The following is a 26,262-nucleotide window of genomic DNA, read 5'->3' as shown; positions in this document are numbered from 1 at the left end:
ACCGAGGGATTGCGGGTCCCGGGCATCTCTGTTCAGATGTAGCCGGCGGCTCACCAACCGCGCCGGCGCCACTCGCCGAGGTGAGGGCGTTCCACGCCGAGCGTGGTGTCCTTGCCATGACCTGGATAAACCACGGTGTCGTCGCCGTAACGGCCGAACAGCTTGGTCTCCACATCGGACAGCAGGGATGCGAACTTCTCGGCGTCCGCCGTCTTGCCGACACCGCCGGGGAACAAAGAGTCACCTGTGAAGATGTGAGTTCGCCCGCCGCCCTTCTCCGTGAGGGCCAGCGCCACGGATCCCGGGGTATGGCCGGCTAGATGGATGACGTCGAACGTCAGGTCTCCGACATCCACGCGGTCGCCGTCCTCGAGCAGGCGGTTGGGGGGGACGGGGAGGGCGGTTGCGTCGAGGGGATGGGCGGCGGTCGGCACCTTCGTCGCCGCAGCGACGTCCGCGAGGGCTAGCCAGTGGTCGCCGTGCTGATGCGTGGTGACGATCAGTTCGAGGGACGGAGCGTGTTCGTCGATCAGTTGCTCGATGCGGTTCGCCTCGTTGGCGGCGTCGATGAGGACGGATTTTCCGGTTGCGGAACAGACGATCAGGTACACGTTGTTGTCCATGGGGCCGACGGACATCTTCGTGATCGTGGCTCCCGGCACGGCACGGCGCTGCGGCGGCGAACCGGGGGAGACGTGGCCGGTGTACGAGTCGTCTATCACCATGTGCTGCTCGGTCATATCAGGAACGCTACCGTCGAACTTAGGCAGATGAGTGGCTGGCCGGTTATCCGAATCGCAGAACGTGTCGGTACCCCGGCTTACCATGGCTCGGTCAGGGACCTGCACATTCACAGGCATCCTCGGCAGTGGAACGAGTGAAGGGACATGGAGTGGCGGATCGCCTAATCGTGCGGGGTGCCCGTGAACACAATCTGCGAGGGGTCGATCTCGATCTACCCCGCGACAGCCTGATCGTGTTCACCGGGCTGTCGGGCTCGGGCAAGTCGAGTCTCGCATTCGACACGATCTTCGCCGAAGGCCAGCGACGCTACGTCGAATCGCTCTCGGCGTACGCGCGCCAGTTCCTCGGTCAGATGGACAAGCCCGATGTCGACTTCATCGAGGGGCTGTCACCCGCCGTCTCGATCGACCAGAAGTCGACCAATCGGAACCCGCGGTCGACGGTCGGAACGATCACGGAGGTCTATGACTACCTCCGTCTGCTGTATGCCCGCGCCGGCACCGCGCACTGTCCGATGTGCGGTGAGCAGATTGCGCGGCAGACACCGCAGCAGATCGTCGACCAAGTCCTCGATATGGAGGAAGGCACCCGGTTCCAGGTTCTTGCCCCTGTCGTGCGCACCCGCAAGGGCGAGTTCGTCGACCTGTTCGATCAACTCAACGTGCAGGGTTTTTCTCGTGTGCGGGTCGACGGTGTGGTGCATCCGCTTACCGATCCACCGAAGCTCAAGAAGCAGGAAAAGCACGACATCGAGGTCGTCGTCGACCGCCTCACCGTCAAGTCCGGCTCGAAGCAGCGCCTCACTGATTCCGTCGAGACAGCGCTGCGGTTGGCGGAGGGCATCGTGGTTCTCGATTTCGTCGACCGTGAGGAGAACGCCCCCGACCGCGAGCGGCGGTTCTCCGAGAAGCTGGCGTGTCCCAACGGTCATGCGCTGTCGATCGACGATCTCGAACCGCGCTCGTTCTCGTTCAACTCTCCGTACGGCGCATGCCCCGAGTGCACAGGGCTCGGCATCCGTAAGGAGGTCGACCCGGATCTCGTCGTTCCCGACCCTGAACTGACGTTGCAGGGTGGTGCCATTGCGCCCTGGTCGATGGGGCAGAGTTCGGAGTACTTCGGCCGGCTGCTTTCCGGTCTCGGGGACATCCTCGGGTTCGATATGGCGACGCCGTGGAACAAGCTCCCGGCGAAGGCGCGCCGTGCGATCCTCGAGGGTAGCGAGGAGCAGGTGCACGTCCAGTACAAGAACCGGTACGGGCGTACCCGTTCTTACTACGCCGAGTTCGAGGGCGTCATGCCCTTCCTGCACCGGCGCCTCGAGCAGACCGACTCTGATCAGATGAAGGAACGCTACGACGGCTACATGCGTGACGTTCCCTGCCCTGCGTGTGGCGGAGCACGTCTGCGTCCGGAGATCTTGTCGGTGAGCATTTCGAGTGAGAAGTTCGGCATGAAGTCGATCGCTGAGGTGTGTGAACTGTCGATCTCGGACTGTGCGGACTTCCTGAACAGCCTCACGCTGGGTAGTCGCGAGGAAGCTATTGCCGGTCAGGTACTCAAGGAGGTTCAGGCTCGGCTCGGGTTCCTCCTCGACGTCGGTCTCGACTACCTGTCACTTGCCCGTGCGGCCGGGACCCTCTCCGGTGGCGAGGCACAGCGTATTCGCCTCGCCACCCAGATCGGTTCGGGACTGGTGGGAGTTCTCTACGTGCTGGATGAGCCGTCGATCGGTCTTCATCAACGCGACAACCGCCGCCTCATCGAAACCCTTACGCGTCTACGTGATCTCGGAAACACACTCATCGTGGTCGAACACGACGAAGACACCATCCGTACTTCCGACTGGGTCGTCGACATCGGGCCCCTCGCCGGCGAGCACGGAGGCAGCGTTGTCCACAGCGGTCCGTATCAGGAGTTGCTCGACTGCCGCGAGTCCTTGACCGGGGCATACCTGTCGGGGCGCAGCCACATCGAGATTCCCGCGATCCGCAGACCTGTCGATCGCAAACGGCAGATCACGGTGGTCGGTGCCCGCGAACACAACCTGGCCGGCATCGACGTCAGTTTCCCGCTCGGGGTGCTCACGTCGGTCACGGGCGTGTCCGGGTCCGGCAAGTCGACTCTCGTCAACGACATCCTCGCGACCGTGATGGCGAACAAGCTCAACGGTGCGCGCCAGGTTCCGGGGCGGCACACGCGGATCAACGGACTCGACCAACTCGACAAGCTCGTGCGAGTCGACCAATCACCCATCGGCCGCACTCCCCGGTCCAATGCGGCAACCTACACCGGTGTATTCGACAAGATCCGGACGCTGTTCGCCGCCACCACGGAGGCGAAGGTCCGCGGATACCAGCCCGGACGGTTCTCGTTCAATGTCAAGGGTGGCCGGTGCGAGGCCTGTTCCGGTGACGGCACCCTGAAGATCGAGATGAACTTCCTACCCGACGTGTACGTGCCTTGTGAGGTCTGCCACGGTGCGCGCTACAACCGGGAAACACTCGAAGTGCACTACAAGGGCAAGACCATCGCCGAGGTGCTCGACATGCCGATCGAGGATGCGGCCGAGTTCTTCGAACCGATAACTTCGATCCACCGCTACCTGAAGACCCTCGTCGAGGTCGGCCTGGGGTACGTGCGGCTCGGACAACCGGCGCCCACGCTGTCCGGTGGTGAGGCCCAACGTGTCAAACTCGCTGCCGAGTTGCAGAAGCGTTCGACAGGTCGCACGGTCTACATCCTCGACGAGCCCACGACGGGTCTGCACTTCGAGGACATTCGAAAGCTACTGAAGGTCGTCAACGGGTTGGTGGACAAGGGCAATTCCGTGATCGTCATCGAGCACAACCTCGACGTGATCAAAACATCGGACTGGGTGGTCGACATGGGGCCGGAAGGGGGCTCCGGCGGGGGAACGGTTGTCGCGCAGGGCACACCGGAAGACGTGGCGCAGGTGCCCGAGAGCTACACGGGCCGGTTCCTCGAGAGCGTTCTGTCGGCGTCGGCGTCGGCGCCCGTCGCGACCAATCCGAAGTCTGCTCCGACCAACGGCAAGGCCCCGGCTTCGAAGAAAACCGCCGCGGCCAAGTCGGCCACTTCGCGTAAGCGGGCACCGAAGAAGGCCGCGGCGGTCGGCTGAACTGGGTCAGCGGGCGGCCGCGTCGATCGCGGCCGCGAGGTCGGTGGGGCGTGACCACATCGGCCAGTGCCCGGTCGGCAGGTCGACGTACTCGACCGCGGTGAGTCGTGCCAGCTCGGCGACCATCGGGTGGCCGGCTGTGACCATCTGTGCGATCGCTTCCGACGGGAAGCTGGTGCAGATCACCGTTGACTGCACGTCGACCCGCCGCGGGTTCGTCAGCTCGAGGGCATCGCGGGCCGGGCCAGCAGGGTGCGGCACGGCGCGTGCGCGGAAGGTCCTGAGCATCACGTCGTCCAATCCGTCGAGGCTATTTCCGTCAGCCTCGAGTTCCGACCAGCTGGGCAGAGGAATCTCCGTCACCGAAGGCTCGAGGTCCGGCCGGAGCGCGGTGCCGTTCTGTAGTGGACCACTGTCGACATACACGATTCGGTCGATCCGTTCCGGCACTCGATCGCTCGCGCCGTACACGACCGGACCGGATCCGCTGTGCGCGACCAGCACGGTGCGTTGGTCGGTTGCGGTAGTAGCGGTGGCCGCGACAACTGCGGCGATGTGGTCGTCGAGACCGATTGTGCTGCGATCTGATTCGGAAGACTCGAGCCCCGGAGGGGTTACTGCCGTGACTCGGTGTCCACGATCGTTCAGGTCGTTGGCAACGGCGTCCCACGCCCAGTCCCCGAGCCAGAATCCCGGTACAAGCACGATGTGCGTTCTAGAAATGTTCTGCGTCATGACGCTCAGCATGAACCAGAGACGGTGACACCTGGGTGTCACCGTCCTCGTCACAGTCGAGTAACGAAACGCACGCCCCGAGCGGGGGACTTCGGGGCGTTTCTTCGGCAGACTGCGAGCATGGATCGTCCTGCGCGACTGCACGCGCTTACCGAAGAGCTCCGACGGGCCGGGGCGCGAGGGCGTACTGCCAGGCAGTTGGCGGCACAACTCGAGGTGACCACACGCACGATCAAGCGCGACATGGCCGTTCTTCAGGCCTCCGGCGTTGCGATCAGGTCTGCTGCAGGTCCGGGGGGCGGGTACGCAATCACCGGAAGCTCCACGCTTCCTCCCGTGAACTTCACTCCGGCGCAGGCGGTATCGGTGGCGCTGGCGCTCAAAGCTGGTGGCGAAGCGCCGTTCGCCGCGGACGGTCGTGCGGCGCTGGCGAAGCTGCTCGACGTCATGGATCCGGCCTCGCGCGACCGCGTCGCGAAACTGGGTGCGCGAGTGTGGATTCGACCGGCGACCGGGAATGCGAGTGCTGGGGCGCGCATACGCGCTGTAGTCGAGGAGGCGCTCGAGCGCGACCTCATGGTGTCGCTGCGCTATGTCGACCGCTACGGCGACCGCACCGAACGGATCGTCGAGCCGCACATGCTCGTTCACACCGGTCGGGCCTGGTTCCTGGTCGCCTGGTGCCGGACACGAGACGGTGTCCGCTGGTTCCGGATGGACAGGGTCAGTGACGCAACCATCACTCGCCAATCGTTCGTGGCGCGCGACCCGGAACTCTTCGGGGAGCCTCCCCCGGACGCACGGTCCGTGTTCGGCGGGTGAGCGGGACCGTAACTCGGTCTGCTCTCAACTCTGGCCTTGCCGAACTAGTGCACCGGGCCTGTGTACTTTTCGCCGGGGCCCTTGCCAGGCTCATCGGGATGCGACGATGCTTCGCGAAATGCGCGCTGCAGAGCCTGGAGGCCTTCGCGGATCGGGCCCGCGTGCGGCCCGAGGTACTCGACGGACGCCGTCACGAGGCCGGCCAGCGCAGTGATGACGCGGCGGGCTTCGTCGAGGTCGAGGTGGGGGCTGGACTCGGGGTCGGGGTCGGAGAGGCCGAGCTTTTCGGCTGCCGAGCTCATGAGCATGACCGCGGCACGGCTGATGACCTCGATCGCGGGAACGTCGGCGAGCTCCCGGACGTCGGTATTTTGGTCACCGTCGGTGGGTGTGCCGCCATCCGGGGTGTCTTCGAAGTTCTCCTGCATGACCTAGAGGATTCCATCAGGGCCCGGCCTGGCCGTGCTCCGGTCTCGATTAGCTCGCGAAGTGCGCCGAATGTTACTCTGGACGCTACGACCGCCCTCGGATTAGTCGGGGGCAGCAAGTGGAGTCCGACTCCCACCTCTGCGCGGCAGGTGAAACTGCAGCTCAGCGGTCCGGTCGCTCGTTTCCGAGAGTTTCGGTTCGAGTTCCTCGAGCGTGAGGGGATGAGGCAACGGCGTCAGCCGTGAGATCATCTGATCGGTCGACATCGGGCCCCGCATGGTGAATTCATTCACAGCGGGGCTTTTTTGTTGGGGCCGGGCGTACGGGCTGCTGGCGGTCTCGAGACCAGACCGTTCAACCTAGGAGGCCCCATCAGCACTGAGACCCGCATCAACGATCGCATCCGAGTTCCCGAGGTCCGCCTCGTCGGGCCCGGAGGTGAACAAGTTGGCATCGTGCGTGTTGAAGATGCACTCCGCTTGGCCCTCGAGGCCGATCTCGACTTGGTCGAGGTGGCCCCCGACGCTCGCCCGCCGGTCTGCAAGATCATGGACTACGGCAAGTTCAAGTACGAGGCTGCGCAGAAGGCTCGCGAGTCGCGCAAGAACCAGCAACTCACCGTCATCAAGGAGCAGAAGCTCCGCCCCAAGATTGACGATCACGACTACGAGACCAAGAAGCGCAACGTCGTTCGCTTCCTCGAGGCGGGGTCGAAGGTCAAGGTCACCATCATGTTCCGCGGTCGCGAGCAGTCGCGCCCAGAACTCGGATTCCGGCTGTTGCAGCGCCTTGGTGCGGATGTCGCGGACCTTGGGTTCGTGGAGACGTCAGCCAAGCAGGACGGTCGAAACATGACGATGGTGCTCGCTCCGCACAAGGGGGCGAAGACGCGTGCCAAGGCGCAGGAAAGTGCCGCGGCCCGACCCGCACAGCGTGCAACCCCCGCACCGAAGAAGCCTGCGGAGTCGACTGATGCCGATACGTCCGGCGAAGCACCGACCAGCTAGTTACGAATACACAGCACGCCCCGGATTACGGAAGAACTGAGGATTCCATGCCCAAGTCGAAGACCCACAGCGGCACCGCGAAGCGATTCAAGGTGTCCGGCAGCGGGAAGATCCTGCGCCAGAAGGCGGGCCGCCGCCACTTGCTCGAGCACAAGCCCACGAAGGTGACCCGTCGCCTCGATGGCAAGGCTGTCGTGAGCAAGGCTGACACGCCTCGCGTCAAGCGACTGCTCGGCATCTGAGTCGACACCCCTCATTGACCACCCGGGGCAAGTCCATCGCCCCAAGATTGACAGGATTTTTCAGTGGCACGCGTAAAGAGGGCGGTCAACGCCCAGAAGAAGCGCCGTTCGATTCTCGAAGCCTCCAGCGGCTACCGCGGACAGCGCTCGCGTCTGTACCGCAAGGCCAAGGAACAGCAACTCCACTCGCTGACCTACGCCTACCGTGACCGCCGTGCGCGCAAGGGCGATTTCCGCAAGCTGTGGATCACTCGTATCAACGCCGCCGCACGGGCGAACGACATCACGTACAACCGGCTGATCCAGGGCCTGCGTCTTGCCGAGATCGAGGTCGACCGTAAGAACCTCGCAGAGTTGGCCGTCTCCGACGCCGAAGCGTTCGCCGGCCTCGTCGCACTGGCGAAGGCGGCACTCCCGACGGACGTGAACGCTCCTGCTGGAGAAGCGGCCTGAGTCTCACACCCAGGCCCGGCGAGTCCCGAACTGCTGGGTCTCGGCCTGCCAGGGCCCGGAAACGGCCCGTGGACCCGCTCACCGAGCGCACCCCACGGGTCGTTTCTGCTGTCAAGTTGCTGCGTACGGCGGAACGCCGAAAGGTCAGGCGGTTCCTAGTGGAGGGGGAGAACTCGGTTGCCGAGGCTCTCGGCACCACTACCGTGCACGACCTCTTCTACACCGAGGACGCGGGTCGGCGATATGAGGGCCTGATCGACCGGGCGTATGCGGCAGGCGTACGGGTTTCGTTGGTGACGGATCGAGCGATCCAGGGACTCAGCGACACGGTTACCCCTCCGGGGCTCGTTGCGGTGTGCGATCAACTCGACGTCCCTCTGGAAGAGGTGGTCGGCCACGGGGCGCAACTACTCGCAGTTCCTGTTGCGGTCACTGATCCCGGAAACGCGGGAACCGTGATTCGGGTCGCGGACGCGGTTGGTGCGGACGCGGCGATCCTCGCGGGTGACAGCGTCGATCCGCACAACGGCAAGTGTGTTCGGGCTTCAGCCGGGAGTCTTTTCCACCTGCCCGTGGTACGTGAACGAGACACCGCCGCGGTGCTCGAGGCCATCAGCGAGGCTGGAATCCAGTTGCTCGCCACCGCGGCAGACGGTGAGATCGACCTGGACGACGCTGACGAATTGCTAGTGAGGCCGACAGCCTGGCTGTTCGGGAACGAGGCGCACGGTCTCGACGCGGTCACCGCGGCGCGGGCCGATCACCGGGTCCGGATTCCCATCCACGGTCGGGCCGAGAGTTTCAACCTGGCCACGGCGGCGTCGATTTGCCTGTACTCGAGTGCGCGAGTCCAGAACAGCGGGCGGGCCGTCGACTGAGGGACCCGCATTGCGTATCGCATAGGATTTGAGGCGAGCTGTTTTTCGTTTCGTCGAGACTGTTGACTTGAATGAACTTTAAGGAGTGGCACCGGTCGTGGCTAAGAATGAGGGCGCTGCCCCCGCTGGGGTCGAAGGCGGGGCGGTCGACGCGAGCGCGCTCACCGAAGATGCGCTGACCACGGCTGCGGAGAGCGCCGAGAAGGCGTTCGCCGCGGCGAAGGATCTCGATGACTTGGCGCGGCTCAAGGTCGAGCACGTGGGGGACAAGTCGCCGATCGCGCTGGCCCGCCGTGGACTCGGCTCTCTGCCAGGGAAGGACAGGGCCGAGGCGGGCAAACGTGTCAACGTCGCCCGGACACGGATCAGTGCGGCCTTCGAGGAGCGACGGGCAACATTGTTGGCCGAGCGCGACGCCGCCGTCCTGGTTGCCGAGGCGATCGATGTGACGTTGCCGTCGCAGCGCCGGCCCGTCGGTGCCCGTCACCCGGTCAGCATCATCTCCGAGCAGGTGGCCGACGTGTTCGTCGCGATGGGCTGGGAGGTGGCTGAGGGGCCCGAGGTCGAAACCGAGCACTTCAATTTCGACGCTCTCAACTTCCTTCCCGACCATCCCGCGCGGACGATGCAGGACACCTTCCACATTGCGCCCGAGGACTCGCGGCAGGTCCTCCGCACCCACACGTCCCCTGTTCAGGTGCGGACGATGCTCGCGCGTGAGCTCCCGATATATGTGGTGTGCCCGGGGCGCACGTTCCGCACCGACGAACTCGATGCGACACACACCCCCGTCTTCTCCCAGGTCGAGGGACTCGCGGTCGACAAGGGTCTGACGATGGCCCATCTGCGGGGCACTCTCGATGCTTTCGCCCGTGCGCTGTTCGGTCCGGAGACTCGTACCAGGATGCGCCCGAACTACTTTCCGTTCACGGAACCCTCCGCCGAGGTGGACGTCTGGTTCCCGGACAAGAAGGGTGGTGCAGGCTGGGTCGAGTGGGGCGGGTGCGGAATGGTCAACCCGAACGTGCTGCGTGCCTGCGGAATCGACCCCGAGGTCTATACCGGCTTCGCGTTCGGTATGGGGCTCGAGCGCACACTGCAGTTCCGCAACGGGATCCCGGACATGCGCGACATCGTTGAGGGTGACGTCCGGTTCACGCTGCCCTTCGGCGTTCAGGGCTGACTGGCGTCGCCCGATTCCCGCCCACCAACCAGTCACGACATCTTGACGAACGAGAGAGCTGAGCAGACGTGCGAGTAGCGCAATCCTGGCTGACCGAGATCCTCCAGCGTGCCACCCCGGACTGGGACGTCACGGCGGAGGAACTCGATGCTGGTTTCGTCCGAGTCGGGCTCGAGGTTGAGGAAGTCGACCGACTCGAGCCCATCGAAGGCCCGCTCGTCGTGGGCAAGGTTCTCGAGATCACCGAACTCACCGAATTCAAGAAGCCGATCCGCTTCTGCAAGGTCGATGTCGGGACGGCGGAGCCGCACGGGATCGTCTGCGGTGCCCGCAACTTTTCCGAAGGCGACCTTGTGGTGGTTGCGCTTCCGGGAGCGGTTCTTCCCGGTGGTTTCGCCATCACGGCCCGCAAGACATACGGCAAGGTTTCGGACGGAATGATCTGCTCGGTGGCCGAACTGGGCATCGGCAAGGACCACTCGGGCATCCTCGTCCTCGAGCAGGGCACCGCGCTGCCGGGCGCTGACGCCAACGAGTTGATGGGCCTGCCCGACACCGTCATTGAACTGAACATCACCCCGGATCGCGGCTACTGTTTCTCGGTGCGCGGTCTCACGCGGGAGTTGGCATGCGGATTCGATCTCGAGTTCGCCGATCCTGCGGTGGTGGCACCGCTTCCCGCAGAGGGGGAGGCGTGGCCTATCCGGGTCGATCCCGCTTCGAACGCATCCCGATTCGTCGCCCGACGGGTCACGGGAATCGATCCGAACGCGGTGAGTCCGTGGTGGCTGCAGCGCCGACTGCTGCTGTCGGGTGTCCGCCCGATATCGCCGGCGGTCGATGTCACCAACTACGTTCTGCTCGAACTCGGCCAGCCGCTGCATGCGTTCGATGCCGCCAAGATCAGCGGTGAACTCGTCGTGCGTCGCGCCGTGGTGGGAGAGAAGCTGACGACTCTCGACGAGACCGAACGCGTCCTCGACCCAGAGGATGTCGTGATCGCCGATGATTCGGGTGTCGTCTCGCTGGCCGGTGTCATGGGTGGAGCGTCCACCGAGGTCGGATCCGAGAGCACGGACATTCTGCTCGAGGCGGCGACGTGGGATCCGCTTGCGGTGTTCAGGACTTCGCGCAGACACAAGCTGTCCAGTGAGGCAGGTAAGCGCTTCGAGCGGGTGGTCGACCCCGAGATTCCCGTCGCGGCGCTCGACCGTGCGGCGACACTGCTGGTGAGTATCGCGGGCGGGCAGATCGAGCCGGTCCTCACCGACATCGGTGGGGTAATTCCACACGATCCGATCCGCATGGACATCGACCTTCCGGATCGCGTCGCGGGAGTCGACTACCCCACCGGTACCGCGGCTCGCCGACTCACCCAGATCGGCTGCAATGTCGAGGTCGGGGTCAGCGACAGTGGCCACGGGCAACTCGTGGCGACTCCGCCCTCGTGGCGACCGGACCTGACACAACCCGCCGATCTGGTGGAGGAGGTGCTGCGCCTCGAGGGGCTCGAACAGATTCCATCGGTGCTGCCTGCCGCTCCTGCGGGTCGGGGGCTGACACCGGCGCAACGTCGTAGGCGTGCCGTGAGCCGGGCGATGGCGTTCTCGGGATACGTCGAGATCCTGCCCCCCGTCTTTCTGCCTTCCGCGGTCTTCGACACCTGGGGCCTCGAGCCCGAGGATCCGCGCCGGAACACCAGCAAGGTCCTCAACCCTCTGGAGTCGGATCGCCCGGAACTAGCCACCACGTTGCTTCCGGGGCTGCTCGAGGTGCTTGCCCGCAACGCCTCCCGCGGCCAGCGCGACTTGTCACTGTTCGGGATCGCGCAGGTCGTGCTTCCCGGTGCCGACACCAAGCCCGTCGATGCGCTCCCAGTGGATCGGCGTCCGACCGACGAGCAGATCGCGACGCTTCTGCGGTCGTTGCCGGCCCAGCCAGTGCACGTTGCGGCGGTGCTCACCGGTCAGCGCGAGTTGAGCGGACCGTGGGGTTCCGGGCGCGCCGCGGACGCAACCGATGCGTTCACGGCCGCACGCACGATCGCGGCCGCTGCCGGGGTCGAAGTGGACTTCCGCAGTGCGCAGTATCTGCCGTGGCATCCCGGTCGCGGGGCGGAGGTTCTCGTGGACGGTGTCGTCGTCGGACATGCAGGTGAATTGCATCCGGCCGTGCTCGAACGCGCTGGGTTGCCGCCACGGACATGCGCCGTGGAGATAGACCTGGACGCACTGCCGCTCGTAGAGAACTTGCCCGCACCGACGGTTTCACCTTTCCCCGCAGTGCTCCAGGACGTGGCGGTCGTGGTCGACGCCACCGTACCCGCGGCCGACGTGCAAGCGGCGCTGAAGTCGGGTGGCGGTGAGCTCCTCGAGGACGTCCGGTTGTTCGACGTGTTCGAAGGCGAACAGGTCGGTCAGGGCCGGAAGTCGTTGGCGTTTGCGCTTCGTTTCCGTGGCTCGGACCGCACCCTGACCGAGGACGAGGCCAGTGCAGCCCGCGACTCGGCGGTTGCTGCCGCATCTGCCGCCGTCGGTGCCGAATTGCGCAGCTGACCCGTAACCTTGGGGGAGAGACAGCTCAACTGACCGGGACGAGGAGCGGTGTGATGAGCGGAGTTCGCGACGTTGCGGCGGCGGCGAGTCGATTGACCGACGCCGAGTTCCTCGAGGTGGTGCGTGCTGTCGCTGCCGGCCGTCCGGGTCTCGGCGCGCTCGCGGCGGCGGCCGATGTCGGAGCTGCGGGTCCCGTTGCCGCGCACGCTCCCGAGATTTCGTCGGACGATCCTGCGTCTGCCGACGCTCTGCCTTACCTGGCGACCGGGATTCCGGATCCCGACTACACGCCGGGCGGTGTTCCGACCTTCGATCGAGTACGGGATCGGATCGAGGAGCGCGCGGCGACTGCGATCGGCTCCTCGGAACTCGCACACGACAGCGCGTCGGGCAAGTCGCTCGACGAGCAATGGGAAGCGCGGGAGAAGGCCGGGAAGGCCAAACTCGAGGAGATTCGGCGGTCGCTGGGCAAACGGTGACACCCTGATCCGTAGGTGTGGGGTACCGCCGTGTGTATTAGCTTGCACGATGATGCATAATGACTCGTATGACTGAGCAGCCTCGCATGACTGAGCAATCGGGAGAACCGATCAGGATTGCCGTCGCCGGCGCAAGTGGCTACGCCGGTGGCGAAGTGCTGCGATTGCTGCTGGGGCATCCCTCGTACACAGATGGCTCGCTCGTCATCGGCGCACTCACGGCAGGCGGAAATTCCGGATCGACCTTGGGCTCGCATCATCCGCACCTTCAGCCGCTTGCGGGCCGCGTACTCGAAGACACCACCGTCGAGACGCTTGCCGGACACGATGTCGTGTTCCTTGCTCTGCCGCACGGCAATTCGGCGCAGTATGCGAAAGCGCTGCCGCAGTCCTCGGTCATCATCGATTGCGGTGCCGATTTCCGGCTCACGAACGCGGACGACTGGGAGCGGTACTACAAGACTGCCCATGCCGGCAGTTGGCCCTATGGACTCCCCGAACTCCCCGGTGCCCGCGAAAGACTGGTCGGTGCCACTCGTATCGCGGTGCCCGGGTGTTTCCCGACGGTCGCGAGCCTGGCGATGGCTCCGGCGGTCGCGGCCGGTGTGGTCGAGCCTCGGGTGACGATCGTCGCCGTGACCGGAACTTCGGGTGCTGGACGCGCTGCCAAGGCCGACCTGCTCGGTTCCGAGGTGATGGGCTCGGTTCGCGCCTACGGTGTCGGAGGCGTTCACCGTCACACCCCGGAGATCATCCAGAACCTGTCCGAATTGGCCGGTGAACGAGTCACCGTATCGTTCACCCCGGTACTCGCCCCGATGCCGCGTGGCATCCTCGCCACCTGCACCGCGGTCACCGAAGCGACCGAGGACGAGGTGCGGGCAATCTACGAAAAGGCTTATGCGGACGAGCCGTTCGTGCACGTTCTACCTGCGGGTGTGCTCCCGCAGACCGGGGCGGTGATCGGATCCAACGCGGTCCAGATCGCGGTGACGGTCGATGAACAAGCTGGTCAGGTGGTCGTCGTCGCGGTGATCGACAATCTGGCGAAGGGCACCGCCGGAGGCGCGGTGCAATCGATGAATCTTGCGCTTGGACTACCCGAGACCGCCGGTCTCTCGACCGTGGGAGTTGCCCCATGAGCAGTAGCAGCACGATCGATACGCACCTGACGCGGGAAGTAGCCGGTGGCACGCTGATTCGCAATCAGGGAGTCTCTGGTCCCGCCGGGTTCCGGGCGTCCGGCATCGAGGCTGGAATCAAAGCCAACGGCGGCGCGGACCTGGCATTGGTCTTCAACGAGGGGCCGGATCTCTCGGCGGCCGGGGTCTTCACCACCAACAAGGTGAAGGCTGCTCCCGTGCTCTGGTCGCAACAAGTGCTCACTACGGGCCGACTGCGCGCAGTGGTGCTCAACTCTGGTGGGGCCAACGCCTGCACCGGTGCGGGTGGATTCCAGGATGCTCACCGGACAGCGGAGGAGGTCGCGTCGGCGCTGAGCAACTGGGGAACCGAAACCGGGGCGATCGAGGTAGCGGTCTGCTCCACCGGACTGATCGGTGATCGGTTGCCCATGGACAAGCTGCTACCCGGCGTCACCGAGGCCGTTCGCGAACTTGCGGGCGGTATCGCCGGTGGCACAGACGCCGCGCACGCGATCATGACGACGGACACGGTTGCGAAACAGGCCGCGCTCCATCACGCAGACAAGTGGAACGTGGGCGGAATGGCCAAGGGTGCAGGGATGCTTGCACCGGCGCTTGCCACAATGCTGTGCGTAATCACCACCGACGCGGTCGCGACGGCCGAACAGCTCGACACCGCATTGCGCGCGGCCACCCGGGTCACCTTCGATCGACTCGATGTCGATGGTGCGACGTCGACCAACGACACGGTGTTGCTCTTGTCGTCCGGAGCCAGCGGTGTCACCCCCACCCAGGAAGAACTCGATGCCGCCGTCGCCGCCGTCTGCGGCGACCTGGCCGATCAGCTGATGGCCGACGCGGAGGGTGTCACCAAGAGGGTGCGGGTCACCGTCGGCGGTGCGGCCAGCGAGGAGGACGCTCTGATCGGTGCCCGAACCATCGCCCGCGACAGCCTGGTCAAGACTGCCCTGTTCGGTTCCGACCCCAACTGGGGGCGAGTGTTGGCGGCTATCGGTGTCGCGCCGATCGACTTGGACCCGAACAGAATCGCCGTGTCGTTCAACGGCGCCCCCGTCTGCGTCGACGGTGTCGGCACGCCCGGCGCGCGTGAAGTGGACCTGAGCGGAGTCGACATCAGCCTCGACGTCGATCTCGGTGTGGGTGAGCATGCGGTCACCATCCGGACAACCGACCTTTCGCACGGCTACGTGGAAGAGAATTCGGCTTACTCGTCATGACACTCGAGGGAATCACCGATCACGAGAAGGCGCACGTCCTCGCGGATGCGCTGCCGTGGCTACAGCAACTCCGCGACAAGGTCGTGGTGGTCAAGTACGGCGGCAACGCGATGATCGACGACGCGCTGAAGAAGGCGTTCGCCGCCGACATGGCATTTCTGCGGACCGTGGGAATCCACCCGGTCGTTGTGCACGGTGGTGGTCCACAGATCACGGCCATGCTCGGAAAACTCGGCATGACAGGCGAATTCAAGGGCGGATTTCGGGTCACCACACCGGAGGTGATGGAGGTGGTCCGGATGGTCCTGTTCGGTCAGGTCGGTCGCGAGCTGGTCGGATTGATCAACGCACACGGTCCCTACGCCGTCGGGATCTCGGGTGAGGACGCACACCTGTTCACTGCGACCAAGCGGACAGTGATCGTCGACGGACGACCGACCGACATCGGTCTCGTCGGCGACGTGACGACCGTGAACCCAGAGGCTGTCCTCGACCTGATCTCGGCCGGCCGGATCCCCGTCGTCTCCACGATCGCCCCCGACTCGGACGGTGTGGTGCACAACATCAACGCCGACACCGCTGCCGCCGCGCTCGCCGAAGCCATCGGCGCCGAGAAACTCGTCGTCCTCACCGATGTCGAAGGGCTCTACACCAACTGGCCCGACCGCGATTCGCTGGCCACCGAGATCGATGCCGCCGCTCTGGCGCAACTGCTACCGAGTCTCGATGCAGGCATGGTGCCCAAGATGGAGGCCTGCCTGCGCGCGGTCCGCGGAGGCGTACCCACCGCACACGTCATCGACGGTCGCGTCCTGCATTCCGTCCTTCTCGAACTGTTCACCGGAAAGGGCATCGGCACCATGGTGACGCCCTCCCAGACAGCCACGCCCATCCAGACCTCACCAACCGAAGGAGTTGTCTCATGACCGGAACCCCGGAACTGCAGCAACGCTGGTCCGGTGCGGTGATGAACACGTACGGCGTTCCTCCCGTGGCGCTCACACGTGGTCTGGGTGCGGTACTGACCGACGCCGACGGCAAGGAGTACGTGGACTTCCTCGCCGGCATCGCGGTCAACATCCTCGGACACGCACACCCGGCAATCATCGAGGCGGTCACCGCGCAACTTTCGACACTCGGACACGTGTCGAACCTGTACGCCAGCGAACCGGCGATCGAACTGGCCGAAAGGTTGCTCTCCCACCTGGGTGTGCCCGGGCGAGTGTTTCTCTGCAACTCCGGCACAGAGGCCAACGAAGCAGCGTTCAAGCTCGCGAGAGCCACGGGCCGATCGAAGATCATCGCCGCTGAGAACTCCTTCCACGGCCGGACGATGGGCGCCCTCGCGCTCACGGGACAGGCCGCGAAGCGTGCCCCCTTCGAGCCGATGCCTCCTGGAGTCGAGCACGTGCCGTACGGCGACCTCGATGCACTCGACCGCGCGGTCGATGCAGACACTGCGGCAGTCTTTCTGGAGCCGATGCTCGGTGAGGGAGGCGTGGTCGTGCCCCCGGAGGGATACCTCACCGGAGCACGGAAGATCACCGCGGACCGTGGTGCGCTGCTCGTGCTCGACGAGGTGCAAACCGGCATCGGCCGAACAGGCTGGTTCTACGCGCACCAGGCCTTCGGGATAGTGCCCGACGTCATGACCCTCGCCAAGGGACTCGGTGGCGGAATGCCGATCGGTGCCTGCATCGCGACCGGTTCTGCTGCCGATCTGCTCGGCCCGGGCAAGCACGGTACAACTTTCGGCGGGAACCCCGTCTGTGCATCGGCCGCGCTCGCGGTATTGAAGACGATCGCGGATGAGAACCTGCTGTCGCGGGCAGACGCGCTCGGCAAGACGCTTGCCGCCGGAATCGAGGGACTCGGCCACCCGCTCGTCGACCACGTCCGCGGCGCCGGCCTTCTCCTCGGCATAGTCCTCACACAGGACTTGGCGGCCGCGGTCGAGAAGTCCGCACGAGGCGCCGGCTACCTCGTGAACGCGGCCCAGCCCGGAGTCGTTCGACTGGCCCCGCCACTGGTCCTCACCGACGAACAGGCCGAAGGATTCATCGCGGATCTTCCCGCGATTCTCGACAACGCGCAATCGGCCGTCAAGCCGGGAAAGCAGTGACGATCGTGGTGAAGCACTTCCTCAGGGACGACGACCTGACACCTGCGCAGCAGGCCGAGGTTCTCGAACTCGCAGCCAGGTTGAAGAAGGACCCATACGCCGAACGGCCCCTCGAGGGTCCCCGTGGTGTGGGCGTGATCTTCGAGAAGAACTCGACCCGCACACGTTTCTCCTTCGAGATGGGTATCGCCCAACTCGGCGGCCACGCGGTCGTCGTCGACGGGCGCAGTACCCAACTCGGCCGTGAGGAAACGCTGCAGGACACGGGCCGAGTCCTGTCACGGTACGTAGACGCCGTCGTGTGGCGGACCTTCGGACAGAAAAGGCTCGAGGCGATGGCCGCTGGAGCAGACGTCCCGGTCGTGAACGCGTTGTCGGACGAGTTTCACCCCTGCCAGGTGCTCGCCGACCTCCAGACTCTCGCCGAGCGGAAGGGTTCACTGAAAGGGCTGAAGCTCACCTACCTCGGTGACGGTGCCAACAACATGGCGCACTCTCTGATGCTCGGTGGAGTGACGGCTGGCATCGACGTCACCATCGCGAGCCCCGACGGGTTCGAGCCACTGCCGTGGGTGCTCGAGGCTGCCGGTGCCCGAGCAGCCGAGACCGGAGCCACCATCACTCTGTCCGCCGACCCTGTGTCGGCAGTCGTGGGCGCGGACGCCCTGGTGACCGATACCTGGACTTCGATGGGGCAGGAAAACGACGGGTTGGACCGTGTGGGCCCGTTCCGTCCGTTCCAGGTCGGGGAGGAACTGCTGGCGAAGGCCGACTCCGAGGCAGTGGTTCTGCACTGCCTACCCGCTCACCGCGGTGAGGAGATCACCGATGCGGTGCTCGACGGACCGCAGAGCATCGTGTGGGACGAGGCCGAGAACCGCCTTCACGCGCAGAAGGCGCTACTGGTCTGGCTGCTCGCGCAGCGAACGGTGGAACGCCCGTGAACACCGCGCCTACACGCGCCGGACGACAGGCGCGGATCGTGGAGATCCTCTCGAACAACCCTGTGCGCAGCCAGACAGAACTGGCGGCACTGCTCGCTGCCGAGGGCATCGACGCAACCCAGGCCACGTTGTCGCGTGACCTGGAAGAACTTGGCGCCGTGAAACTCCGGGCCGCGGACGGTGGCGCCGGGGTGTACATGGTGCCCGAGGACGGGAATCCCGTCCGTGGCGTCTCAGGTGGGACGGATCGACTTTCGCGGCTACTCGGGGAATTGCTGGTGTCCACGGATTCCAGTGGCAATTTGGCGGTGTTGCGAACTCCCCCGGGGGCGGCGCACTACCTGGCGAGTGCCCTCGATCGGGCGTCACTTCCCGACGTCGTGGGGACCATCGCCGGGGATGACACCATTCTCGTGGTCGCCCGCGAACCACTGAGCGGAGCTGAACTCGCCGCCAAGATCGAACTTCTCGCCTGACAACTTCAATCGTCTTTACAGATAGTCAACCTAAGGAGCACAAGGACCATGTCCGATCGCGTCGTACTCGCCTATTCAGGCGGGCTGGACACCTCAGTCGCCATCAGCTGGATCGCCAAGGAGACGGGCAAGGAAGTCGTCGCCGTTGCCATCGATCTCGGCCAGGGCGGCGAGGACATGGAGGTCGTGCGTCAGCGTGCCCTCGACTGCGGTGCTGTCGAGTCGGTCGTGGTGGATGCCCGCGACGAGTTCGCCGACGAGTACTGCTTGCCGACGATCCAGGCCAACGCGCTCTACATGGACCGCTACCCGTTGGTGTCGGCCATCAGCCGGCCGCTGATCGTCAAGCACATCGTGAAGGCCGCACGCGACCACGGCGGCACTGTCGTCTCCCACGGCTGCACCGGCAAGGGTAACGACCAGGTGCGCTTCGAGGTGGGATTCGGTGCCCTCGCACCCGATCTCGAGGTCATCGCTCCGGTCCGCGACTACGCATGGACCCGTGAGAAGGCCATCTCCTTCGCCGAGGAGAACAACATTCCGATCAACGTCACCAAGCGCTCACCGTTTTCGATCGACCAGAACGTATGGGGCCGTGCGGTCGAGACGGGATTCCTCGAGGACCTGTGGAACGCCCCCACCAAGGACGTCTACGACTACACGCAGGACCCGACGCTCAACTGGAACAGCCCTGACGAGCTGATCGTCAGTTTCGAGGCGGGCAAGCCCGTTGCCATCGATGGTCGGCCGGTCTCGGTGCTCGAGGCGATCCAGGAGCTCAACCGCCGTGCAGGCGCGCAGGGTGTCGGTCGCTTGGACGTGGTCGAGGATCGTCTCGTCGGCATCAAGAGCCGGGAGGTCTACGAGGCTCCGGGTGCGATGGTGCTCATCAACGCGCATCAGGAGCTCGAGCACGTCACTCTCGAGCGCGAGCTGGGCCGCTACAAGCGTCAGATGGAGCAGCGGTGGAGTGAGCTGGTCTACGACGGCCTGTGGTTCTCGCCGCTGAAAACCGCGCTGGACGCGTTCGTGCAGAAGACCCAGGAGCGGGTCACCGGCGACATCCGTCTGTTCCTGCACGGCGGGGCGATCACAGTCAACGGCCGCCGCAGCTCCGAGTCCCTCTACGACTTCAATCTGGCCACCTACGACGAGGGTGACACCTTCGACCAGTCGTACGCCAAGGGATTCGTCAATATCCACGGCCTGTCCTCCAAGGTCGCGGCCAAGCGCGATTTGGGCCTGTAGCCATGTCCGCGCAGGGCGACACCGAGGACACCTCCCGAGAAGGCGCCACCGTCGAAGGGGCGCTGTGGGGTGGGCGGTTCGAGTCAGGGCCGGCCGCCGCCATGGCAGCGCTGAGCAAGTCCACGCATTTCGACTGGGCACTGGCCCCGTACGACGTGAGGGCTTCGCAGGCGCACGCGCGCGTGCTGCACAAGGCCGGGCTGCTCAGTGACGCCGACCTCGCGACCATGCTCGACGGACTGGCACGGCTCGCCGAGGATGTTCGGAGCGGGGCGTTCGTCCCCGCCGAGTCCGACGAGGACGTGCACGGTGCGCTCGAGCGTGGATTGATCGACCGTGTCGGCCCCGAGGTAGGGGGACGGCTACGGGCGGGGCGCTCGCGCAACGACCAGGTCGCCACGCTGTTCCGGATGTGGCTGCGTGATGCCGTCCGTCGTGTCGCTGCTGGTGTCCTCGACATCGTCGACGCCCTTGCCACGCAGGCGGCGGCACACCCGGACGCCGTGATGCCCGGCAAGACGCACCTGCAGGCGGCGCAGCCGGTGCTTCTGGCGCACCACTTGCTCGCGCACACGCATCCGCTGCTGCGAGATGTAGAGCGGCTGCGGGACCTCGACAAGCGGGCGGCCGTGTCGCCCTACGGTTCCGGCGCGCTCGCGGGTTCCTCGCTCGGGCTCGACCCGGATGCGATCGCGGACGAGTTGAACTTCGACTCGGCGGCCGAGAACTCGATCGATGCCACATCGTCGCGGGATTTTGCGGCCGAGGCGGCGTTCGTCCTGGCAATGATCGGAGTGGACCTGTCCCGAATGGCAGAGGAGATCATCCTCTGGAGCACTCCTGAATTCGGCTACATCACGCTCGCCGACGCCTGGTCGACCGGTTCCTCGATCATGCCGCAGAAGAAGAATCCAGATGTGTCAGAGCTGACGCGCGGGAAGTCCGGTCGGCTGATCGGAAACCTGACCGGGCTGCTGGCCACGTTGAAGGCGCAACCGCTCGCATACAACAGGGACCTGCAAGAGGACAAGGAGCCGGTATTCGATTCGGTCGCGCAACTCGAACTGTTGCTGCCGGCAATCACCGGATTGGTCTCCACGCTCGAATTCCACACCGATCGAATGGCGGAGCTGGCGCCCGCGGGCTTCACGCTCGCGACGGATATCGCTGAATGGTTGGTGCGCCAGGGTGTCCCGTTCAGAGTCGCGCATGAGGCAGCGGGGGCCTGCGTCCGCGTTGCCGAAGCGCGTGGAGCCGGGCTCGAAGACCTGACAGACGACGAACTGGCGGCGGTCGACCCGGCCCTCACTCCGGACGTGCGAGAGGTGCTCACCGTCGAGGGTTCGATCGCATCGCGCAGCGCCCGTGGCGGTACGGCCGCTATTCGTGTGGCCGATCAACTCGGCGGGATTCGTCGGCGATCTGGGTCACTGCGCGAGTGGTGTCGTTGAGCACATCAATTCTCTGATCTGAGTGCGGCGTGATGTGTACGGGCGCAGTAATGTAGGGGCGGGCCGCTGTTAGGCGTTCGTCAGTACTTGAGAGAGTCTGGGGGGAGTATCCGTGGGATCGACGACCGAATCGGTCATGGGCACGATCCGTCGTGTGGTGGCAACGGCGCAGAACGGGTTGGAGGTGGTTCGTCTCGGTGGGCTCGAGACCGGTCTCACGAACTCACCGTTCGAGGTGATCGAACGATCACCGATGTATCGGCTTCGGCGGTACTTTCCCGATACCGATGCCGCTGAGGCAGGACCACCGATCGTCCTCGTCCCGCCCATGATGATGTCCGCGGACGTCTACGACGTGACTCGGGATCAGGGTGCCGTCGGCATCCTGCACGATATGGGCATCGACCCGTGGGTCGTCGACTTCGGATCCCCGGATTCCGAAGAGGGCGGCTGGGATCGCAATCTCGCCGATCACGTGATTGCGATCAGCGAGATCATCGACCAGGTTCACGCCCACACCGGCCGTGACGTCCATCTCTCTGGATACTCGCAGGGCGGAATGTTCGCCTACCAGGCTGCCGCGTACCGCCGCAGTCGCAACATTGCGAGCCTGGTCACGTTCGGGGCTCCGGTCGACACGCTCGCTGGACTTCCGTTCGGCATCCCCGCCGGAATCGCGACCGACGCCGCTGACTTTCTCGCCGATCACGTCTTCAACCGACTCGCGGTGTCGGGCTGGATGGCACGCACGGGTTTTCAACTCCTCGACCCGGTCAAGACCCTCAAGTCGCGAGTGGACTTCGTCATGCAACTCCATGACAGGGAGGCATTGCTTCCGCGGGAACAACAACGACGATTCCTCGCGTCCGACGGGTGGGTGGCATGGTCCGGCCCGGCGGTCGCGGAATTGCTCAAACAGTTCATCGCGCACAACCGCATGATCACCGGCGGGTTTGTGGTCAAGGACCAGGTTGTATCGCTCGCGGAACTGACCTGCCCCATCCTGGCGTTCGTCGGTGAGGTCGACGATATCGGGCAACCGGCGGCGGTCCGAGGTATCCGAAGAGCCGCCCCACGCGCGAAAGTGTACGAATCGACCTTGCGGGCGGGGCATTTCGGATTGGTCGTCGGTTCTTCCGCGGCTACCCGCACGTGGCCGACTGCCGGACAGTGGGTGCTGTGGAACGAGGGACTCGGAGCGCGGCCTTCCGACCTGTCGCTGATGCGCTGCGACAAGAATCTGCGCCGCGAATCCGGTGTCTCCGTCAGCGATCGCATCATTCACACCGTGGCATCGGTCGCCGAGGTCGGAGTCGGTGTCGGTAAGGGAATCAGCGGTTTCGCCTCGGACGCGCTGCGGGGAACGGTGGAACTGTCCGGCGAGGCGACTCGGGCTCTGCCTCGCCTGGCACGGTTGGATCAGATTCAGCCGCACACTCAAATTTCCTTGAGCAGGTTGCTGGCAGAGCAGCGCAGGAAGGCACCCAATGGGGAGTGCTTCCTGTTCGACAACTGCGTCCACACCTACGAGGCGGTGAACCAGCGGATCGACAATGTGGTTCGCGGTCTGATCCAGTCCGGTGTTCGCCCCGCAGCCCGTGTCGGCGTCATGATGCACACGCGCCCGAGCGCGCTCGTCGCGATCGCCGCTCTGTCCCGCCTGGGTGCCGTGGCCGTTCTGCTGCCTCCGGGAAAGGAACTAGGGACTCTAGGGACTCCTCTTCGAGGCAACGGCGTCGAACGTATCGTGACCGACCCAGAAAATCTGGACTCGGTGATCGCGACCGGAATGCAGATCCTCGTGCTCGGCGGTGGAGACGTGCGCAGCCTCGACGTGGATCCGTCGTCTGACGTCGTGGATCTCGAGCAGATCGATCCCGACGCGGTGGCCGTGCCGGGCTGGTACCGGCCCGACTCCGGCGTTGCCCGGGAGTTGGCGTTCATCATCTGCAGTGAGTCCAATGGGCAGTGGGAGATGAAGCGGATCACCAACTACCGGTGGGCCCTGTCTGCATTCGGAACCGCGTCGGCTGCAGATCTCGATCGCGGTGACACTGTGTACTGCCTCGCTCCACTGCATCATGCGTCGAGTCTGCTTGCCGCGATTGGTGGTGCGCTGGCCGGCGGTTCGAGGCTTGCGCTCACACGCGGACTCGACCCCGAGCGGTTCGACGAAGAGGTTCACCGCTACGGCGTGACAGTGGTCAGTTACACGTGGACGATGATGCGCGAGATCCTCGACGTGGACAGCATCGCCCACGACGGAGGCCATCCCGTCAGGCTCTTTATCGGCTCAGGCATGCCGAAGGGGTTGTGGCGCAGGACGACCGAGAAATTCGCGCCCGCGAAAGTCCTCGAGTTCTACGCGTCCACCGAGGGGGATGTGGTTCTCGCGAACGTCGCAGGCGTGAAGGTGGGAGCCAAGGGGCGGCCGCTTCCAGGCAGCGCGGATGTGCGACTCGCCGCCTTCGATCCGATCGCGGGTCGTCTGATCGAGGATGAGAAGGGATTCATCCGCCAATGCAAGGACGATGAGGTCGGTCTGCTTCTCGGCCGGGCGGGCGTTCATGCGGAGGTGTCGGGCGGCGCGATTCGAGGAATCTTCGCTGCGGGAGATGCTTGGATTCCGACGGAGCATCTCTTCCGCCGCGATGCGGACGGGGACTACTGGCTGGTCGATCACAGAAGGACCGTGATCGCGACTTCGAGAGGCCCCGTCTTCACACAACCGATCGTCGATGCCCTGGTGTCTGCCAACAGAGTCGATCTGGCGGTGGCGTACGGGGTGGAGGCTAGCGGTAAGACTCTGGCTGTTGCAGCGTTCACCTCGTTCGACGGTCGTGTGCCGCGGGTGGCCGAGATCAGCGAAACCCTCGCCGCGCTCCCGCTCGAGTTGCGACCCGACATCGTTCATGCGGTGGAAGACATCCCATTGGGGTCCTCGTACCGACCGAATGCTGAGGTTTTGCGCGAACGCGGGCTGCCGAAGCCGGGAACGCGTGCGTGGTATCTGGATCCGGACTCGCAGCAGTACAAGCGGTTGACGAAGGCTGTGGTTGCAGGTTTGCGGGCGGGTTCGGCCACGAAGGCCGTGGCGCGGTAACCTGACACTGCTCATCCCGAACGGTTGGAGAGGACCCTACGTGGCTCTAGATGCGACACTGCTCGGCATTCTGGCGTGCCCGCAGGACAAGGGACCTCTGTTGCTGGTTGGAGAGGAGTTGCTGTACAACCCCAGGCTGAGGCGGGCGTATCCCATCGAGAATGGGATCCCCGTCCTCCTCATCGACGAAGCGCGAGACGTGGACGCCGAGGAGCACGAGTCACTCCTCGCGAGGGGCCAGGGCAATCTTGGTCAGCCCGACGGCGCCGATAGCGGCCCGGAGGCCTGATACTGCAGCACCGGTACCGGCGTCAACGGTTGTGGAGAATCGATAGGTGAGCGCCGAACGACTTGCCAGGGCCGATCCGATCGACGCCGCGATGGTCGTCCTCGGGTCCACGTTGATCGTCGGCGACGTCCGCATTCGCATCGTCGAGGTGGAGGCGTACGGCGGGGAAAGAGACGGCCCGTGGCCCGATCCTGCGTCCCACTCGTATCGGGGCAAGACGCCTCGGAATGACGTGATGTTCGGCCCGGCGGGTCACCTGTACGTCTACCGCAGCTATGGGATGCACCACTGCATGAACATCTCGTACGGACCGGTGGGAAACGCGGGAGGCGTGCTCTTGCGGGCGGGTGAAGTTCAGGGTGGCAGTGAGACGGTTCGGGCCCGACGGCCCCTCGCCGCACGACCCGCCGATTGGGCGCGAGGCCCCGGCAATCTGGCTTCCGCTGCGGGTATAACGCTCGCCGAGAACGGCGCGGCACTGTTCTCAGCCGATTCGCCTGTGCGGTTCGAAGTAGGCGCGGCGAGCAATTGGGTCAGCGGCCCACGCGTCGGGGTCAGCGCTGCGGCCGGCCGACCGTGGCGCTTCTGGATCCCGGAGTCCGAGTCGGTCTCCGCGTACCGCAGAAGCCCGCGTGCGCGGGTCGTCGAGTGGTGAATGGGATGATCAAAGCGTGACTGAGAACATCATCGATGAACTGACCTGGCGTGGACTCATTGCCCAATCAACCGATCTGGACGCGTTGCGCCGTGATCTCGATGCCGGGCCGGTCACGTTGTATGCGGGGTTCGATCCGACCGGGCCCAGTCTGCACGCCGGCCATCTGGTGCCGCTGCTGGCGCTGAAGCGGTTCCAGCGCGCGGGCAATCGTCCTATTGTCCTTGCTGGCGGGGCAACTGGTTTGATCGGTGATCCACGCGACGTCGGTGAGCGCACGCTGAACTCCGCCGACACGGTGGCGGAGTGGGCAGACCGGATTCGAGGACAACTCGAGCGATTCGTGGACTTCGACGACTCCGCGAGCGGGGCGATCATCGAGAACAACATGAACTGGACCGGCAAACTGTCGGCGATCGATTTTCTGCGTGACATCGGCAAACACTTCTCGGTCAACGTGATGCTGGCCAGGGACACCGTGAGACGTCGCCTCGAATCCGACGGCATGTCTTACACCGAGTTCAGCTACATGTTGCTGCAGGCGAATGACTACCTACAACTACGCCGAAATCATGGGTGCACGTTGCAGGTCGGTGGATCCGACCAGTGGGGGAACATCATCGCCGGTGTCGAACTGAACCGGCGCGTGGACGCGGAATCGGTTCACGGCCTCACAGTTCCACTGGTGACCTCGGCCGACGGCAAGAAGTTCGGAAAGTCGACTGGGGGCGGAAGCCTGTGGCTCGACCCGGACATGACGAGTCCTTACGCCTGGTACCAGTACTTCGTGAACACCAGCGATGCGGACGTGATCAAGTACCTGCGCTGGTTCACCTTCCTCTCGGCAGAGGAACTGGCGGAACTCGAGATTGCGACCGCAGAGCGACCACATGCCCGCGAGGCGCAACGGACACTTGCGGCC

24 protein-coding genes (1 of these 24 cut by a window edge) are annotated in these 26,262 nt (G+C 65.0%); 21 read left to right on the top strand and 3 right to left on the bottom strand.

Annotated features, from left to right (window positions below; all coding sequences use genetic code 11):
- Positions 1-50: 50 nt before the first annotated feature.
- Complete coding sequence (locus BFN03_RS08925; protein ID WP_070378715.1) at positions 51-740, bottom strand: MBL fold metallo-hydrolase; 690 nt, start codon at positions 738-740, stop codon at positions 51-53.
- Positions 741-892: 152 nt separating this feature from the next.
- On the opposite strand from BFN03_RS08925, the gene uvrA reads away from it, so the two are divergent.
- Positions 893-3,886, top strand: a complete 2,994-nt coding sequence (gene uvrA, locus BFN03_RS08920; RefSeq protein WP_070378714.1) for an excinuclease ABC subunit UvrA — start codon at positions 893-895, stop codon at positions 3,884-3,886.
- Between the two features lie 6 nt (positions 3,887-3,892).
- Here the strand turns inward: uvrA and BFN03_RS08915 are convergent, their stop codons facing one another.
- Positions 3,893-4,621 carry an alpha/beta fold hydrolase gene (locus BFN03_RS08915; RefSeq protein ID WP_070380756.1) on the bottom strand — a complete coding sequence of 243 codons (729 nt, stop codon included), beginning with the start codon at positions 4,619-4,621 and terminating at the stop codon, positions 3,893-3,895.
- A gap of 120 nt (positions 4,622-4,741) precedes the next feature.
- Between BFN03_RS08915 and BFN03_RS08910 the strand changes: the two genes are divergently transcribed.
- Positions 4,742-5,443 (top strand): helix-turn-helix transcriptional regulator, encoded by a 702-nt coding sequence (locus BFN03_RS08910; RefSeq protein ID WP_070378713.1) that lies wholly within the window; start codon positions 4,742-4,744, stop codon positions 5,441-5,443.
- Between the two features lie 44 nt (positions 5,444-5,487).
- Here the strand turns inward: BFN03_RS08910 and BFN03_RS08905 are convergent, their stop codons facing one another.
- A complete protein-coding gene (locus BFN03_RS08905) occupies positions 5,488-5,871 on the bottom strand; it encodes a DUF1844 domain-containing protein (RefSeq protein WP_070378712.1) in 384 nt (127 codons plus the stop codon).
- A 372-nt stretch (positions 5,872-6,243) separates the two neighbouring features.
- On the opposite strand from BFN03_RS08905, the gene infC reads away from it, so the two are divergent.
- The 19 genes from infC to tyrS form a co-directional block, all read left to right on the top strand.
- A complete protein-coding gene (gene infC, locus BFN03_RS08895; protein WP_232320517.1) occupies positions 6,244-6,879 on the top strand; it encodes a translation initiation factor IF-3 in 636 nt (211 codons plus the stop codon).
- Positions 6,880-6,926: 47 nt separating this feature from the next.
- The gene (rpmI, locus tag BFN03_RS08890; protein ID WP_070378709.1) at positions 6,927-7,121 is read left to right on the top strand and encodes a 50S ribosomal protein L35; all 195 of its coding nucleotides are present in this window, start codon (positions 6,927-6,929) and stop codon (positions 7,119-7,121) included.
- A gap of 63 nt (positions 7,122-7,184) precedes the next feature.
- Positions 7,185-7,574: a 50S ribosomal protein L20 gene (gene rplT, locus BFN03_RS08885; RefSeq protein WP_070378708.1), complete on the top strand. Its 390-nt coding sequence runs from the start codon at positions 7,185-7,187 to the stop codon at positions 7,572-7,574.
- A 68-nt stretch (positions 7,575-7,642) separates the two neighbouring features.
- Positions 7,643-8,452, top strand: coding sequence for a TrmH family RNA methyltransferase (locus BFN03_RS08880; protein ID WP_070378707.1), 810 nt, complete (start codon positions 7,643-7,645; stop codon positions 8,450-8,452).
- Positions 8,453-8,549: 97 nt separating this feature from the next.
- Entirely contained in the window at positions 8,550-9,635 is a 1,086-nt protein-coding gene (pheS, locus tag BFN03_RS08875) for a phenylalanine--tRNA ligase subunit alpha (protein WP_070380755.1), read from the top strand.
- 68 nt (positions 9,636-9,703) lie between these two features.
- A complete protein-coding gene (gene pheT, locus BFN03_RS08870; RefSeq protein ID WP_070378706.1) occupies positions 9,704-12,190 on the top strand; it encodes a phenylalanine--tRNA ligase subunit beta in 2,487 nt (828 codons plus the stop codon).
- Between the two features lie 53 nt (positions 12,191-12,243).
- Complete coding sequence (locus tag BFN03_RS08865; protein ID WP_070378705.1) at positions 12,244-12,669, top strand: hypothetical protein; 426 nt, start codon at positions 12,244-12,246, stop codon at positions 12,667-12,669.
- 86 nt (positions 12,670-12,755) lie between these two features.
- Positions 12,756-13,811 carry an N-acetyl-gamma-glutamyl-phosphate reductase gene (gene argC, locus BFN03_RS08860; protein ID WP_070378704.1) on the top strand — a complete coding sequence of 352 codons (1,056 nt, stop codon included), beginning with the start codon at positions 12,756-12,758 and terminating at the stop codon, positions 13,809-13,811.
- Positions 13,808-15,052: a bifunctional glutamate N-acetyltransferase/amino-acid acetyltransferase ArgJ gene (gene argJ / locus BFN03_RS08855; RefSeq protein ID WP_070378703.1), complete on the top strand. Its 1,245-nt coding sequence runs from the start codon at positions 13,808-13,810 to the stop codon at positions 15,050-15,052. The genes argC and argJ overlap by 4 nt, the downstream gene beginning before the upstream one ends.
- Positions 15,049-15,978, top strand: a complete 930-nt coding sequence (gene argB / locus BFN03_RS08850; RefSeq protein WP_070378702.1) for an acetylglutamate kinase — start codon at positions 15,049-15,051, stop codon at positions 15,976-15,978. The genes argJ and argB overlap by 4 nt, the downstream gene beginning before the upstream one ends.
- Positions 15,975-17,174: an acetylornithine transaminase gene (locus BFN03_RS08845; RefSeq protein WP_070378701.1), complete on the top strand. Its 1,200-nt coding sequence runs from the start codon at positions 15,975-15,977 to the stop codon at positions 17,172-17,174. Before argB ends, BFN03_RS08845 begins: the two co-directional genes overlap by 4 nt.
- Positions 17,171-18,118: an ornithine carbamoyltransferase gene (argF, locus tag BFN03_RS08840; RefSeq protein ID WP_070378700.1), complete on the top strand. Its 948-nt coding sequence runs from the start codon at positions 17,171-17,173 to the stop codon at positions 18,116-18,118. Before BFN03_RS08845 ends, argF begins: the two co-directional genes overlap by 4 nt.
- Positions 18,082-18,594: an arginine repressor gene (locus BFN03_RS08835; protein ID WP_070380754.1), complete on the top strand. Its 513-nt coding sequence runs from the start codon at positions 18,082-18,084 to the stop codon at positions 18,592-18,594. The genes argF and BFN03_RS08835 overlap by 37 nt, the downstream gene beginning before the upstream one ends.
- A 48-nt stretch (positions 18,595-18,642) precedes the next feature.
- The gene (locus tag BFN03_RS08830) at positions 18,643-19,842 is read left to right on the top strand and encodes an argininosuccinate synthase (protein ID WP_070378699.1); all 1,200 of its coding nucleotides are present in this window, start codon (positions 18,643-18,645) and stop codon (positions 19,840-19,842) included.
- A 2-nt stretch (positions 19,843-19,844) separates the two neighbouring features.
- Positions 19,845-21,293 (top strand): argininosuccinate lyase, encoded by a 1,449-nt coding sequence (gene argH, locus BFN03_RS08825; protein ID WP_070378698.1) that lies wholly within the window; start codon positions 19,845-19,847, stop codon positions 21,291-21,293.
- A gap of 136 nt (positions 21,294-21,429) precedes the next feature.
- The gene (locus BFN03_RS08820) at positions 21,430-24,396 is read left to right on the top strand and encodes an acyl-CoA synthetase (RefSeq protein WP_070380753.1); all 2,967 of its coding nucleotides are present in this window, start codon (positions 21,430-21,432) and stop codon (positions 24,394-24,396) included.
- 40 nt (positions 24,397-24,436) lie between these two features.
- Positions 24,437-24,685 (top strand): Trm112 family protein, encoded by a 249-nt coding sequence (locus BFN03_RS08815; protein WP_070378697.1) that lies wholly within the window; start codon positions 24,437-24,439, stop codon positions 24,683-24,685.
- A 46-nt stretch (positions 24,686-24,731) separates the two neighbouring features.
- Positions 24,732-25,340, top strand: coding sequence for a DNA-3-methyladenine glycosylase (locus tag BFN03_RS08810; protein ID WP_070378696.1), 609 nt, complete (start codon positions 24,732-24,734; stop codon positions 25,338-25,340).
- Between the two features lie 16 nt (positions 25,341-25,356).
- On the top strand, positions 25,357-26,262 hold the 5' portion of the coding sequence (gene tyrS / locus BFN03_RS08805; protein WP_070378695.1) for a tyrosine--tRNA ligase. The gene runs 372 nt beyond the window's last position; only the first 906 of its 1,278 coding nucleotides appear in the window; the start codon lies at positions 25,357-25,359; its stop codon lies beyond the right edge, outside the window.

The sequence above is a fragment of the Rhodococcus sp. WMMA185 genome (assembly GCF_001767395.1).
Classification (GTDB): Bacteria; Actinomycetota; Actinomycetes; order Mycobacteriales; family Mycobacteriaceae; genus Rhodococcus_F.
Note: the sequence above shows the minus strand (reverse complement) of the source record. Positions and strands in the feature narration are given on the sequence as shown.

Coding starts and splice junctions, on each gene's coding strand:
- BFN03_RS08925 (WP_070378715.1), bottom strand. CDS start 740: ATGACCGAGCAGCACATGGTGATAGACGACTCGTACACCGGCCACGTC.
- BFN03_RS08915 (WP_070380756.1), bottom strand. CDS start 4,621: ATGACGCAGAACATTTCTAGAACGCACATCGTGCTTGTACCGGGATTC.
- BFN03_RS08910 (WP_070378713.1), top strand. CDS start 4,742: ATGGATCGTCCTGCGCGACTGCACGCGCTTACCGAAGAGCTCCGACGG.
- BFN03_RS08905 (WP_070378712.1), bottom strand. CDS start 5,871: ATGCAGGAGAACTTCGAAGACACCCCGGATGGCGGCACACCCACCGAC.
- rpmI (WP_070378709.1), top strand. CDS start 6,927: ATGCCCAAGTCGAAGACCCACAGCGGCACCGCGAAGCGATTCAAGGTG.
- BFN03_RS08865 (WP_070378705.1), top strand. CDS start 12,244: ATGAGCGGAGTTCGCGACGTTGCGGCGGCGGCGAGTCGATTGACCGAC.
- argC (WP_070378704.1), top strand. CDS start 12,756: ATGACTGAGCAATCGGGAGAACCGATCAGGATTGCCGTCGCCGGCGCA.
- argJ (WP_070378703.1), top strand. CDS start 13,808: ATGAGCAGTAGCAGCACGATCGATACGCACCTGACGCGGGAAGTAGCC.
- argB (WP_070378702.1), top strand. CDS start 15,049: ATGACACTCGAGGGAATCACCGATCACGAGAAGGCGCACGTCCTCGCG.
- BFN03_RS08845 (WP_070378701.1), top strand. CDS start 15,975: ATGACCGGAACCCCGGAACTGCAGCAACGCTGGTCCGGTGCGGTGATG.
- BFN03_RS08830 (WP_070378699.1), top strand. CDS start 18,643: ATGTCCGATCGCGTCGTACTCGCCTATTCAGGCGGGCTGGACACCTCA.
- argH (WP_070378698.1), top strand. CDS start 19,845: ATGTCCGCGCAGGGCGACACCGAGGACACCTCCCGAGAAGGCGCCACC.
- BFN03_RS08820 (WP_070380753.1), top strand. CDS start 21,430: ATGGGCACGATCCGTCGTGTGGTGGCAACGGCGCAGAACGGGTTGGAG.